Annotated in this window: 12 protein-coding genes; 6 read left to right on the forward strand and 6 right to left on the reverse strand. The window is 72.2% G+C overall.

The window, feature by feature from the left end; genetic code table 11:
* Nucleotides 1–97 precede the first annotated feature (97 nt).
* The 5 genes from E6R18_RS26630 (at nt 98) to E6R18_RS26650 (ending at nt 5,392) form a co-directional block, all read left to right on the forward strand.
* Nucleotides 98–718, forward strand: a complete 621-nt coding sequence (locus tag E6R18_RS26630; RefSeq protein WP_136319437.1) for a single-stranded DNA-binding protein — start codon at nt 98–100, stop codon at nt 716–718.
* A 213-nt stretch (nt 719–931) separates the two neighbouring features.
* Nucleotides 932–2,383: a Cys-Gln thioester bond-forming surface protein gene (locus E6R18_RS26635; protein WP_240799863.1), complete on the forward strand. Its 1,452-nt coding sequence runs from the start codon at nt 932–934 to the stop codon at nt 2,381–2,383.
* 227 nt (nt 2,384–2,610) lie between these two features.
* Nucleotides 2,611–4,275 carry an energy-dependent translational throttle protein EttA gene (ettA, locus tag E6R18_RS26640; RefSeq protein ID WP_136319438.1) on the forward strand — a complete coding sequence of 555 codons (1,665 nt, stop codon included), beginning with the start codon at nt 2,611–2,613 and terminating at the stop codon, nt 4,273–4,275.
* A 5-nt stretch (nt 4,276–4,280) separates the two neighbouring features.
* Entirely contained in the window at nt 4,281–4,703 is a 423-nt protein-coding gene (locus E6R18_RS26645) for a thioesterase family protein (protein WP_168712448.1), read from the forward strand.
* On the forward strand, nt 4,700–5,392 hold the full coding sequence (locus tag E6R18_RS26650) for a hypothetical protein (RefSeq protein WP_136319439.1): 693 nt from the start codon (nt 4,700–4,702) through the stop codon (nt 5,390–5,392). Before E6R18_RS26645 ends, E6R18_RS26650 begins: the two co-directional genes overlap by 4 nt.
* Nucleotides 5,393–5,406: 14 nt before the next feature.
* On the opposite strand, the gene E6R18_RS26655 is transcribed toward E6R18_RS26650, so the two are convergent.
* Nucleotides 5,407–6,456 carry a DUF2804 domain-containing protein gene (locus E6R18_RS26655; protein ID WP_136319440.1) on the reverse strand — a complete coding sequence of 350 codons (1,050 nt, stop codon included), beginning with the start codon at nt 6,454–6,456 and terminating at the stop codon, nt 5,407–5,409.
* A 133-nt stretch (nt 6,457–6,589) separates the two neighbouring features.
* Nucleotides 6,590–6,994, reverse strand: coding sequence for a globin (locus E6R18_RS26660; RefSeq protein WP_136319441.1), 405 nt, complete (start codon nt 6,992–6,994; stop codon nt 6,590–6,592).
* A gap of 164 nt (nt 6,995–7,158) precedes the next feature.
* Between E6R18_RS26660 and E6R18_RS26665 the strand changes: the two genes are divergently transcribed.
* Nucleotides 7,159–8,274, forward strand: coding sequence for an FAD-dependent oxidoreductase (locus tag E6R18_RS26665; RefSeq protein ID WP_136319442.1), 1,116 nt, complete (start codon nt 7,159–7,161; stop codon nt 8,272–8,274).
* Here E6R18_RS26665 and E6R18_RS26670 read toward each other — a convergent pair.
* The 4 genes from E6R18_RS26670 to E6R18_RS26685 all read right to left on the reverse strand — a co-directional run.
* A complete protein-coding gene (locus tag E6R18_RS26670) occupies nt 8,261–8,716 on the reverse strand; it encodes a MarR family transcriptional regulator (protein WP_136319451.1) in 456 nt (151 codons plus the stop codon). The two genes, E6R18_RS26665 and E6R18_RS26670, sit on opposite strands and share 14 nt — an antisense overlap.
* Before the next feature lie 156 nt (nt 8,717–8,872).
* Nucleotides 8,873–10,216 carry an FHA domain-containing protein gene (locus tag E6R18_RS26675; protein ID WP_136319443.1) on the reverse strand — a complete coding sequence of 448 codons (1,344 nt, stop codon included), beginning with the start codon at nt 10,214–10,216 and terminating at the stop codon, nt 8,873–8,875.
* 106 nt (nt 10,217–10,322) lie between these two features.
* Nucleotides 10,323–11,666, reverse strand: coding sequence for a VWA domain-containing protein (locus E6R18_RS26680; RefSeq protein WP_136319444.1), 1,344 nt, complete (start codon nt 11,664–11,666; stop codon nt 10,323–10,325).
* An 88-nt stretch (nt 11,667–11,754) separates the two neighbouring features.
* A partial coding sequence (locus E6R18_RS26685) for a PP2C family serine/threonine-protein phosphatase (protein ID WP_136319445.1) occupies nt 11,755–12,756 on the reverse strand: 1,002 nt, incomplete at its 5' end.

Genomic DNA, 12,756 nt, shown 5'->3' on the forward strand with positions numbered 1-12,756 from the left:
ACAGCCCCCAGCGGGATTTCCGCCTCCCCTCCAGCATGGGATCAGTGACCGGACGCACGGTGCGGTCACGGAGACCGGGCGAAGGGGAGGCGGAGTCATGAACGAGACCTTGGTGACGCTGGTGGGCAACGCGGCGACGGCCGTGGAGTTCCGGGAGACGGCGACCGGGGGGATGGCCCGGTTCAGGTTCGCGGTGACGCCGCGGCGGTGGGACCGGGCGAAGGAGCTCTGGGCCGACGGACACACCAGCTTCTACACCGTGTGGGCGTGGCGCGCGCTGGCGATGAACCTGTCGGGTTCGGTCGCGGTGGGCGAGCCGCTGGTGGTGCACGGCAGGCTGAAGGTGCGTGAGGAGGAGAAGGACGGGCAGCGCCGGACATTCGTGGACATCGAGGCGGTGGCGGTGGGTCACGACCTGACGCGGGGCACGGCGGCGTTCCGCCGGGTGGTCAGGGGCGAGCCGGCGCTGACCACCCGGTTCGGCCCGGCACCCGTCGCCGCCGGGGCCGATCCGTGGGCGGTGAGGGAGGCGCCTGAGGAGCGGGGCGGGGCCGAGGAGGAGGGGGTGGGCGCGGAGCCGGGCGGGCCCGAGGAGCAGCCGGCGGTGCGGCCCGAGGAGCCCCCAGTGGAGCGGCCGGTGGCGCGGCGGCGGACGGTGCGTCAGAAGAGCGGCGGTTCGCCCCGGAAGGCCGAGTCCGAGCTGGTGACCGCGTCATGAAGAGGTGGGCGGGACGGACGGTGTCCCTCCGGCGGCCGGGAGTTACCGGGGATAACGATTGCGAGTCGGAATGGTTGTCCGACGGTATGACGGGGGACTGTGTGGGGCTCCCTCCATAGGATTCCCCAGTGCCCACAGGGCACTTGAGTAGGCAGGCGGGACATTCCCCACACGCGTTACCGGGCGCGAGGGTCTCGCCCGGAGGGGAAATCTGTGTTTTCTGCTTCTTCAGCGACCGCCTCGTCATCCACGGCGACGGCCCACTCCGGACGGGGCCGGCGCATGGCCCGGCTGACCGCCTCGGTGGTGGCGTCCGGCCTCGCCGTGGCCGGGGTTCTCGTCGGCGCGGGCGGTGCGGTGGCCGACGAGGCGCCGCAGCACCAGGGCGGGGCGACCGCCGTGCTGGACGGGCTGAAGACCTATGACACCGCCGTCCTGCACGCGGACGGCAAGAAGCAGAGACTTCCCGCCGGGCTGTTCGAGATGACCGTCGACGGCGGCGGCAAGCTCAAGACGTACTGCATCGACATCCACAACCCCACCCAGGACCAGGCGAAGTACCTGGAGACCCCCTGGAACCAGACCTCGCTCGGCAGCAACAAGGACGCCGGCCGCATCCGCTGGATCCTGGAGCACTCCTACCCGCAGGTCGACGACCTCTCACAGCTCGCGAAGGAGGCCGGCACCGGGCCGCTCACCGAGAAGACCGCGGCGGCCGGCACCCAGGTCGCGATCTGGCGCTTCTCCGACAAGGCGGACGTGACCGCCTCCGACAAGCAGGCGGAGAAGCTCGCCGACTGGCTGGAGAAGACCGCCGCCGAAACCGCCGAGCCCAAGGCGTCCCTCGCGCTCGACCCGGTCGCGGTCTCCGGGCGCTCCGGCGAGCGGGTCGGTCCGGTCACCGTCCGCACCAACGCCGGCCAGGTCTCGGTGGCCCCGCCCGCCGACTCGGCCAGCGGCGTCGGGATCACCGACAAGAAGGGCAAGCCCGTCACCACGGCCGCAGACGGCGACCAGCTCTACTTCGACGTGCCGGCCGACTCCCCGGACGGCTCCGCCGCGCTGACCGTCCAGGCCACCACGTCCGTTCCGGTCGGCCGGGCCTTCGCCGGGGTCACCCGGAGCCAGACCCAGATCCTGGCCGGCTCCAGCGAGTCCACGGTCTCCGCGAACGCCACCGCGGCCTGGGCCGAGAAGGGCGCGGTCCCCGCGGCCACCGCCCGGAAGAACTGCGACAAGAGCGGCGTCGACATCACCGTCGGCAACAAGGGCGACGAGGCGTACACCTTCGAACTCGACGGCACCGAGCACACCGTCGAGGCCGGAGAGTCCGTGACCGTCACCGTGCCCGTCGCCGAGGACCAGGCGTACGACGTCACGGTCACCGGGCCCGGCGGGTTCGCCAAGACGTTCAAGGGCGTCCTGGACTGCCGGACCAGCGGCACCACCACCACCGGCGGCGTCGACACCCAGACCCTCGACCAGCCCACCACGACCACCGCCACGGCCGGCGGCGGCACGGCGGGCCCCGAGGGCAGCCTCGCCGAGACCGGCGGCTCCAACGCCACCCCGGTCATCGCGGGCATCGCCATCGGCCTCGTCGTCATCGGCGGCGGCGCGGTCTTCTTCCTCCGCCGGCGCAAGGGACAGTCCACCGGTGAGTGAGCGGCGGTAGCACCCCGTCACACCCGCTGATGAAGGCCCCGGCGAGGCTTCGGCCCACCGGGGTCTTCGCGTACCGCGACCGGGGTCTTCGCGTACCGCGACCGGGGTCTTCGCGTACCGCGAGGCGGGATCGCGCGTATCGCGCACCGGACCGGTTTCCGTCAAGAGGCGGCCGTCAGGCAAGATGGGGTGTATCTGCCCACACATCGATTGCCGGACGGTTTCTCTTGGCTGAGTTCATCTACACCATGCGCAAGACGCGCAAGGCGCACGGCGACAAGGTGATTCTCGATGACGTCACCCTGAACTTCCTGCCCGGCGCGAAGATCGGTGTCGTGGGGCCCAACGGTGCCGGTAAGTCCACGGTGCTGAAGATCATGGCGGGCCTGGAGCAGCCGTCCAACGGCGACGCGTTCCTGTCGCCCGGGTTCAGCGTCGGCATCCTCATGCAGGAGCCGAAGCTCGACGAGTCGAAGACGGTCCTGGAGAACGTGCAGGACGGCGCCGCCGAGACCATGGGCAAGCTCAAGCGCTTCAACGAGGTCGCCGAGCTCATGGCGACGGACTACTCCGACGCGCTCATGGACGAGATGGGCAAGCTCCAGGAGGACCTGGACCACGCCAACGCGTGGGACCTGGACGCCCAGCTGGAGCAGGCCATGGACGCCCTGGGCTGCCCGCCCGGCGACTGGCCCGTCACCAACCTCTCCGGTGGCGAGAAGCGCCGCGTCGCGCTCTGCAAGCTCCTCATCGAGGCCCCCGACCTCCTGCTGCTCGACGAGCCCACCAACCACCTCGACGCCGAGTCGGTGAACTGGCTGGAGCAGCACCTCTCGAAGTACGCGGGCGCCGTGGTCGCCGTCACCCACGACCGCTACTTCCTGAACAACGTCGCCGAGTGGATCCTCGAACTGGACCGCGGCCGCGCGCTGCCCTACGAGGGCAACTACTCCACGTACCTCGACAAGAAGGCCGCCCGCCTCAAGGTCGAGGGCCGCAAGGACGAGAAGCGCCAGAAGCGGCTCAAGGAAGAGCTGGAGTGGGTGCGGTCGAACGCCAAGGGGCGCCAGACCAAGTCCAAGGCGCGTCTCGCCCGGTACGAGGAGATGGCCGCCGAGGCGGACAAGATGCGGAAGCTGGACTTCGAGGAGATCCAGATCCCGCCGGGGCCGCGGCTCGGTTCCATCGTCGTCGAGGTCGAGAACCTCTCGAAGGCATTCGGCGACAAGGTCCTCATCGACGACCTGTCGTTCACGCTGCCGCGCAACGGCATCGTCGGCGTCATCGGTCCGAACGGCGCGGGCAAGACCACGCTGTTCAAGATGATCCAGGGCCTGGAGACGCCGGACAGCGGCTCCATCAAGGTCGGCGACACGGTCAAGATCTCCTACGTCGACCAGTCCCGCGCCAACATCGACCCGAAGAAGACCCTCTGGGCCGTCGTCTCGGACGAGCTGGACTACATCAACGTCGGCCAGGTCGAGATGCCCTCGCGGGCGTACGTCTCCGCGTTCGGCTTCAAGGGCCCGGACCAGCAGAAGCCGGCCGGCGTCCTCTCCGGTGGTGAGCGCAACCGCCTGAACCTGGCGCTGACGCTCAAGGAGGGCGGCAACCTGCTGCTCCTCGACGAGCCCACCAACGACCTCGACGTCGAGACCCTGTCCTCGCTGGAGAACGCCCTCCTGGAGTTCCCGGGCGCGGCCGTGGTCATCTCCCACGACCGGTGGTTCCTGGACCGCGTCGCCACGCACATCCTGGCGTACGAGGGCGACTCCAAGTGGTACTGGTTCGAGGGCAACTTCGAGTCGTACGAGAAGAACAAGATCGACCGTCTCGGCGCCGACGCGGCCCGCCCGCACCGCGCCACGTACAAGAAGCTCACGCGAGGCTGATCGTCTTGGCACGTCACATCTACAGCTGCCCGCTGCGCTGGTCGGACATGGACGCCTTCGGCCACGTCAACAACGTGGTCTTCCTCCGCTACCTGGAGGAAGCGCGCATCGACTTCATGTTCCGGCTGGCGCCGGGGGACGGCTCGCCGTCCTTCGCGGGCGGTTCCGTCGTGGCGCGGCACGAGATCGACTACGTACGGCCGCTCGTCCACCGGCACCGGCCGGTGACCGTCGAGTCCTGGGTCACGAAGATAGGCGCCGCGTCGCTGACGATCGCCTACGAGATCAAGGACCCGGACCAGGTCTACGTACGCGCCTCGACCGTCGTCGTGCCGTACGACCTGGCCGAGGAGCGCCCCCGGCGGATCTCCGCGGAGGAGAAGCTGTTCCTCCAGGAGTACCTGGCCGAGGAGCCCGCCGCGGTATGACCGTGTCCGTACAGTCGCTGCGGTTCGCCGACGCGCGGGAGGCCGCGGATCTCGCGGCCTTCCTCGGGCGGCTGCTCCACTACGACCGGGCCGCCGCCGTGCGCCTCCAGGCGGGCGGCGGCGCGCTCGCCGTGTTCGGCAGGCCGCCGTCGTTCGACGTGCTGGCGATCCGGGCGGTGCGGCTCGCGGACGCGCACGACTTCGACACCACGGTGTCGGCCGGGGAACTCCTGGAATCCCTGTCCGCCGAGGGCCCGGACGCCGGAACCGGCGCCCTGCCCGCCCCGGTGACCGGGCCGCCCTGGGCCGGTGTCCTCCCGCCGCGCGGCGGCTGGCGTGAGCGGCCGGGACTGCCCGACCCCGCCTCCCTGCGCGCCGCGCTGACCGCGGCCGTCACGGAATTCCGGGCCCGCGACGAGGCCCTGCCCGAGGACCGGCGCACCCGGGCCGAGCGGGACCGCATCGGCCACGACATCTGGTCGCGCACCGTCGACACCACGGAACTCCCGCTCCGCGCCGTACACGCCGCCCAGGCCCTCGGCTTCCTGCGCGCCGCGCCCGACTTCCCGGTGGCGCTCCTGTCGGCCGGCGGCTGGCTCCGGCTGCGCACCCCGTACGGCTCCATCGCCCTGCGCCGGGCGGGCGCGGCGGGCGGACTCGGGAACCTCGCGGTGTCCGTGAACGGCTGACCACCCGCCCCCGGTCACCAGCGCATGTGCACGTCCTCCGCCCAGCCCAGCAGGTGGTCCACGGCGATCTCCGTGCCGTCGTCGGTGCGGATGCGGCCGTCGTAGTGGCCGAAGCACTGGTCGGTGCGGTTGGCGATCAGGCCGGCCTCCGTGCGGGTCCTGCGGTCGTGGAACGGGGTGAACGTCAGGTCCACCTGGCCCGTCAGCGGGGTGCGGATGGTCCACGGTGCGAGCGGGTCGGCCGGTGACCAGCGCCAGGCCAGCTCCTCGCCGATCTTGCTGAGCCGGCCGTCCACGCAGAGCCCGTTCTCCGTGGAGCCGGTGCCGAGGGTCCAGCGCCCACCGAACTGGAGGCCCACGGTGTGCCCGTCGGTGCGCCCGGAGGCGGCGCCCCAGTTCCAGTCGACCGTACGCGGCCAGCGGCCCCGGCCGTGGTCCAGGACGGCCCAGGTGTCGTCCCCGTCGAAGTCGAGGAACTCGCTGCCGATCCTGACCCGGCCGGACGCGGGCAGCGCGGTCTGCTTCGAGGTGTACTGGAAGCGCCGGCTGTTCCAGGGCACGACCACGGAGAGCGATTCGTGGCCCGTCGGCCGCTCGACCAAGAGGTCCACCTCCAGCGGCAGCCGCTCCGGGGTCAGGCAGCGCGCCCTGAGCCGGGTGCCGCCGGGCTCGTCGCGGATCTCCACGCGCACCTTGCCGCCGGTCGGGCGCGCGGGGCCGGTCACCACGTCCGGGGAGCCGGGGGCGCCGGCCACGGTGTCGGGGAGCTGGACGCCGCGGCCCGCCGGGATGATCGCGGTCCGCTCCAACTCCAGGCCGCCCGGCGCGTATTCGAGCAGGTAGACGGTGTTCAGGGCGAGGAAGTCCAGGTCGCTGACGGTCAGCGCCACCAGGTGCGTGGGCGTCGTCACGCACCAGTACTCCCAGCGCTTCGTCCGCCCCCAGCCGCGCAGATTGGCGCGGTGCAGCGGCACCCGTGACCAGCCGACCGCCGCCTGGTTGAGCGTGCCGTCGGGCAGGCACAGGTCGACCGGCTCGGTGATCTCGCGTTCGAACGTCGTCATGGCCGGATCCTAACGGCCGGCCCCGGACGGCCCCCGGCCGGAGTGACCGCCGCCGGGCATGCTGCGGGCGCCGGTCGCGGCCGGACAGCCGCTACCGGATTCCGTACTTCCTCGTCCGCCCCGTGACCGCTTCTCAGCCGTCGGTGTTCACCATCGAGGCGGCCGCGTAGGTGAGGTAGTCCCACAGCTGGCGCTCGTGCCCGGGCGCCAGGCCCAGTTCGTCGAGGGCCGTGCGCATGTGGCTCAGCCAGGCGTCGTGCGCGGCGCGGTCCACCCGGAACGGCGCGTGCCGCATCCGCAGCCGGGGGTGCCCGCGCTGGTCGCTGTAGGTGCGCGGGCCGCCCCAGTACTGCATCAGGAACAGCGCGAACCGCTCCTCGGCCGGCCCGAGATCCTCCTCCGGATACATCGGCCGCAGCAGCGGGTCCTCGGCGACGCCCTGGTAGAAGCGGTGGACCAGGCGCCTGAAGGTCTCCTCGCCGCCGACCTGCTCGTAGAAGGTCAGCTCCTGCAGCGTGTCGCGCGGATTCTCAGTCACCCGTCCATGGTCGCAGACGCGCCGCGCGCGGGGAGGGGCGCCGGGTGATTCCGCCGGGGCAGCGGCATGGTCGCATTGCAGTTCGTGACGCGAACCATTAGGTTCGTGAAACGAACTATATGGTGCGCGCACTCATGCGCGCCCATTCAGGGATGGGAATCGACATGGCAAACGGAACGGCCCGCCGCACCGTCGCGGTCATCGGCGGGGGATATGGCGGCTCAGCGGTCGCCAAGGCGCTCGACGAGGAAACCGATGTGGTGCTCATCGACCCCAGGGACGCATTCGTCCACGCCGCGGGAGCGCTGCGGGCGCTGGTGCGGCCCGACTGGGCGGAGAACATCTTCTTCCCGTACGACACCCTGCTGAAGCACGGCACCGTCCGCCGCGGGCGGGCCGCCGCCGTGGACCCGGGCGGCGTCACCCTGGCCTCCGGCGAGCGGATCGCCGCCGACTACCTGGTGCTCGCCACCGGCTCCGACTACCCGTTCCCCGCCAAGACGGACACCGACCTCGCCGGCGACGCACTGGCCCGGATACGCGACGCCCACGCCGAACTCGCCGCCGCCGGGCGGGTCCTGATCGCCGGCGCGGGACCGGTCGGGCTCGAACTGTCCGGCGAGATCAAGGCCGTCTGGCCCGAGAAGCACGTCGTCGTCACCGACCCGGCCGAGGAGCTGATGCCGGGCTTCCTGCCGGAGCTCCGCGAGGAACTGCTGCGCCAGCTGGACGCGCTCGGCGTGGAGCTGCGGCTCGGCACCGCGCTCGCCGAGGAGCCGCCGTCCGCGCCCGGGCGCCTGAAGCCGTTCACGGTGACCACCACCACCACCGGCGGCGACGCGATCGGGGCCGACCTCTGGTTCCGCTGCTACGGCGTGCGCTCCAACGGCGACTACCTCGCCGACGGCCGGATCACCGCCCGCGACGCGCAGGGCCGCGTCCCGGTCACCGAACGGCTCAACGTCGTGGGGCACGACCACATCTACGCCCTCGGCGACCTCACCGACCTGGCCGAGGCCAAGATGGCCGGGTACGCCATGAAGCACGCCGAGGTGGTCGCGGCCAACGTCCTCGCCCAGGTGCGCGGCGAGTCCCCGACCGGCACCTACCGGCCGTCGCCGCCCTCCGTGCTGCTGCCGCTCGGACCCGGCGGCGGGGTGGGCCAGGTGCCGACGCCGGACGGCCCGGCCGTACTGCCGGCGGAGCAGGTCAGCGCGTACAAGGGCAGGGACCTGTTCACCGGCCGCTTCGCCGAACTCTTCGGCATCACCCGCGACTAGCGGAGGCGTTCTCGCAGGACTCGCGGAAGACCACCGGCACCTTGTTCTCCAGCACCAGGCGGCCGAGGAGGGCGGCCAGCAGTTCGCGGTCGGGGGCGTCGACACCGTCCGTCAGCGCCTCCACCCGCCGGGAGGTCTCGGTGAAGAACACCTCCGCCAGCTCGCTGCCCGCCCCGGTCAGCGCGACCCGCACCGCGCGCCCGTCCTCCGGGTCGGCCTCCCGGCGCACCAGGCCGCGCTGCACGCTCCGGTCCACCAGGCCGGTGAGGCTGGACTTCGCCAGCCCCAGCACGGCGCCCAGCTCGCGCATGCCGTACGGCTTCAGCATCAGGACGCAGAGCAGCTGGCCCTGCTGGGCGGTGATTCCGTGCTCGCGGCCGGAATCGGCGTACACGGCATTCACCAGGAATGCGGAGCGCACCAATGCGGTGGCGATCCCCATCTGCCCGCTTTCGTCCTTTCGCATTCGCCCAGAGTACGACAGGCGTGGGCGCTCAGGCCCCGCTCGGGACGGACATTCGCGGTACGAACTACCGCACAGCACGGCGGCCGGTGAGAGGCGGGAAGCCCCTCACCGGCCGCGTAGCGCCTGTCGGTGTCAGTCCCGGCGGATCGTGATCGTCGTCCACGCCCCGACGTGCACCTGGTCGCCGTCCTGGAGCGGGACGGGGACGTAGGGCTGGATCGGCTCCTCGGCGCCGTTGACCGTGGTGCCGTTGGTGGAGTTCTGGTCGACCACGGCCCAGCTGCTGTCGGGCTGCTGGACGAGCACCGCGTGCTGGTGCGAGACGCCCGGGTCCTCCGGCGGCACCGACAGGTCGATGTCCGGGGACTCGCCCGTGCTGTGCCGGCGGCGGCCGATCGTGATCTGGCTGCCGGTGAGCGCGAGCTGCTGCTCCGGGGAGTACGCGGGCAGGTTGAGCCCGGTCGCCTCGGGGCCGCTGCGCTGCATCATCGCGAGGAAGTACTCGCGGTCCGGGGCGATGAACGCCGTCCAGTTGTTGGACAGCGGGGCCTGACCCGGACCCTGCGGCCCGGGACCGTGCTGCCCGCCGGGGCCCTGCGGCCCGGGAGCTTGCTGCCCGCCGGGGCCCTGCGGACCCGGACCCTGCTGGCCCGGGAAGGGCGGCTGCTGCATCGGCGTCTGCGGGCCCTGGGCGTTCTGCGACGGCGGGGAGAGCAGCCAGTCGTCACCGTCCGTGCGCGGCGGGGCCGGCGGGGGAGCCGTCTGCTGGAAGGCGTGCGGCCCCCCCTGCTGCTGGAACGGCGGCGGGGGCGCACCCTGCGGACCACCCTGGGGGCCGCCCTGCGGTCCCTGCTGGTACGGGGGCGGAGGCGGCGGCCCCTGCCGGCCCGGGCCCTGGGGGCCGGGCTGTCCGGGATGACCGGGCTGTCCGGGATGGCCCTGCTGGAACGGCGGCGGCGTGCCCTGCGGGCCCTGCCCGAACGGTCCGGGAGGGCTGGACTGGCCCGGGCCGGGGGACAGCGGCTCGGCCGAGCGGTTCATCTGCGAAGGCCGGGAGCCCTGGTAGTCGAACGGGTCGCGCTGCTGCTGCTGCGGCGGCGGCTGCTGGGCCGGGAAGCCCGGCGGCGGGTTGTGACCGGGGCCGGGGCCGGGGCCGCCGGGGCCGGGGCCGCCCGGGACGCCGTGCTGCGGGGCCAGGGGGGTGTACGAGGTCGCGGTGCTCGTGAGGAAGTTCCAGCGGCACTCCTCGCAGAACGGCGCCATCGCCTCCCTCGGCGTGCGGCACTGCGGGCACAGCTCGGCCTGGGCCGTCGCGTTCGGGTCGTGGGGCTGCGGGTATCCGTAACCCCGCGCGGGCGGCGGAGGAGGAGGCGGGGGAACCGCACCCGCAGGCGCGCCCGGCCCGGTCATGCGGTGGCCGCAGACCTCGCACCAGTCCTCGGAACCCGACTGGTGTCCGTTCGGGCAGGTCGGCATGTCGGCGCTTCCCCCTCTCCTTCTCCGGCCCGCAGGCCGTTATTTGTCTTGCTCCGCCGCCCGGCGGAACTGAACCGGTGGGCGGCTGATCGATGCGGATATGTGGTTATTTCTTGACGCGAACCGTCTTCGTGGAGCGGGTTTCGAGGGTCATCTCGTCCGCTTCCGCGACCTTCGCCTTCAGTCGCACAGTACCCGTCGCCGCGTCGACGACGTCTACCACCTTCGAAAGCAGTTTCGCAGTGTCCTCGTTCCCGGACGCCGACGCCAGCTGCACCGCACGGCCCAGTTTGGCCGTGGCGCCGTCGAAGTCTCCCGACTTGCGGGCATCGAGGCCCTGCTGGATGACTTGTGCCAGTTCGGCCTGACCCGTGTAGTGCGCGACCTGCGGATTGATCGAGGTCGAGGCCGCCATGTCGTCCGTCCAGACCGCCCGCACCAGGCCCTGCGAAAGCGTCTGCGGGGCCCCGCCCGCCGGGTCGGGAAGGATCAGCGAGACCCGGGCCGCGAGCATCTCCTGCCCGATTCCGGCCTCCGGCACCCGCACGCACACGTGGTAGTCGCGGGACTCGTCGCCCCAGGAGCCCGTGGGGTAGTCCCCGGCTCTGGGGCCCGCCTCGGTGCGGCGGTCGGTCAGGTCGGCGACCGTCGGCGCGACCTGCTTCACGTACTTGATCTTCACGCCGACCGGGGTCCACAGCCGCAGCGCGACGTCCGCGACCTCCTTGCCCATGGCGTTCTCCATCATGTGCGTGAAGTCCGCCGCGAGCCCCGCCGGGTCGGCGACGATGTCGGCCGTGCCGAGCAGCGCCGAGGCGATGGCTGTGACTTCTTTCACTTCCCAGTCGGTGCCGACCCCGCGGGCGTCACAGGTGAACCGCCCCGCGCAGGCGTCCAGCGCCGCGCGCAGGTCCTCCGGCGACTCGTGCTCGTTGCGCCCGTCCGTCAGCAGGATGCCGTGCCGGATGTCCACGTCGGCGGCGCCCAGCAGCCGGTCCGCCAGCCGCAGCCAAGTCCCGATCGCCGTACCGCCGCCCGCGCTCAGCCGGCGCAGCGCCTCCTTGGCCTGGGCCCGGGTCCGCGCGTCGGCCACGGCGAGCCGGCCGTTGCCCGGGTAGACCTCCTTGGCCACATGCGTACCGGCGACCACGGCGAACGAGGTCCCGTCGCGCAGGGTGTCCACGGCCGCCGCCGTCGCGTCGCGGGCGTTGCGCATCTTCGTCGGCGGGTAGTCCATCGAACCCGAGCAGTCCACCATGACCACCACGGCGGCGCCGGTGGCCCGCCCCGTCGCGGGCGACCCCGCCAGCGGCACGCCCCCGGTGGTGCCGCCCCCGGTCGAGGTGACCGTGATGATGCCGTTGACCTCACGGCCGCCCTCGGGCAGGAATTCGTTCTGATACACCTCGACGGAGAACTGCGGCACGTTCGACTTGGAGAAGTTGGCCATCTGATCGGCTCCTTGAGGCTCCACGTGTCAGATGAAGACAGAGGTACGGACAAAGGCATCAAAGGCGGGGAGGCGTAAACCACCCGTTTCAGGCGGAGCCTGCCCCTTGGGGAGATACGGCGAACGGCAGCAGGGCCACCGTTACGTTGTCGTGGCCCCCGCCGTCGAGGGCGTGACCCACCAGCACCCGGGCGCCGTGCAGCGGCCGTTCGTACGCGTCCGCGGGGACTGCGGCGGCCATCTCGGCCGCGGACTCCGCGTAGTTCCACAGCCCGTCCGTGCAGACCACCACCAGTCCCGGCCGGTCCGGTTTGAACGAGGCGGTGTGCGGCTCCAGTTCGTACGCGTCCGCGCCGAGCCAGCCCGTGATGGCGTGGGCGCGCTCGTCCGCGTACGCCTCCGCCTCGTTCATCAGGCCCGTCGCGACCATCTGCGCGGCCCACGAGTCGTCCTCGGTCAGCCGGGCGGGCGCGGTGGAGCGGTCCTCGGGCACCCAGTACACGCGGCTGTCGCCGACCCAGCCGACGACCAGCAGGCCGCTCGCCATCACCGCGCCGACCAGCGTGCACGCCGGGGCGTTCTGGTGACGGCGCGACTCGCGCTCGTGGCCCTGCTCCCCGGCCAGCCGGTTGACCGACTCCGAGGCCGCCACGATCGCCTCGTGCATCGCCTGCTGCGGATGGGTGCCGCGCGGCAGCGAATCGAGCAGGGACTCGTTGGCCGCGCTCGCGGCGGCCGCCGATGCCTCGTCGGGCCGGCTGGCCGACGACACCCCGTCGCAGACGATCGCCACGACGGCGGCCGAGCCGTCCGGCAGGGCGGTCGTCGACACCGCGAAGGAGTCCTCGTTGCGGTGGTGGCGCAGGCCCCGGTCGCTGACCGCGGCGACCGAACCGAGCTCCTGCTCCATGTGGTCGCGCTCGCGCGGCTGCGCGTGCCCGCAGTTCTCGCAGTAGCCGTCGCCGTCGACCCGACCGGCCCGGCAGGCCACGCACAGCTTGGCCCCGGCCGCCGCGACCACCGCGGCGGGCGCCGGCTCCGGAGCCGTCCGCGGATCGGGGGCGGCCGCGCGGGGCCAAGCTGTGCGTGG

Source organism: Streptomyces sp. A1277, from assembly GCF_004795015.1.
In the GTDB taxonomy this organism is placed as follows: domain Bacteria; phylum Actinomycetota; class Actinomycetes; order Streptomycetales; family Streptomycetaceae; genus Streptomyces.

Excerpts from the sequence above, each read along its gene's own strand:
- E6R18_RS26650 (WP_136319439.1), top strand. The coding sequence starts at position 4,700 with ATGACCGTGTCCGTACAGTCGCTGCGGTTCGCCGACGCGCGGGAGGCC.
- E6R18_RS26675 (WP_136319443.1), bottom strand. The coding sequence starts at position 10,216 with ATGCCGACCTGCCCGAACGGACACCAGTCGGGTTCCGAGGACTGGTGC.
- E6R18_RS26630 (WP_136319437.1), top strand. The coding sequence starts at position 98 with ATGAACGAGACCTTGGTGACGCTGGTGGGCAACGCGGCGACGGCCGTG.
- E6R18_RS26655 (WP_136319440.1), bottom strand. The coding sequence starts at position 6,456 with ATGACGACGTTCGAACGCGAGATCACCGAGCCGGTCGACCTGTGCCTG.
- E6R18_RS26665 (WP_136319442.1), top strand. The coding sequence starts at position 7,159 with ATGGCAAACGGAACGGCCCGCCGCACCGTCGCGGTCATCGGCGGGGGA.
- E6R18_RS26680 (WP_136319444.1), bottom strand. The coding sequence starts at position 11,666 with ATGGCCAACTTCTCCAAGTCGAACGTGCCGCAGTTCTCCGTCGAGGTG.
- E6R18_RS26670 (WP_136319451.1), bottom strand. The coding sequence starts at position 8,716 with ATGGGGATCGCCACCGCATTGGTGCGCTCCGCATTCCTGGTGAATGCC.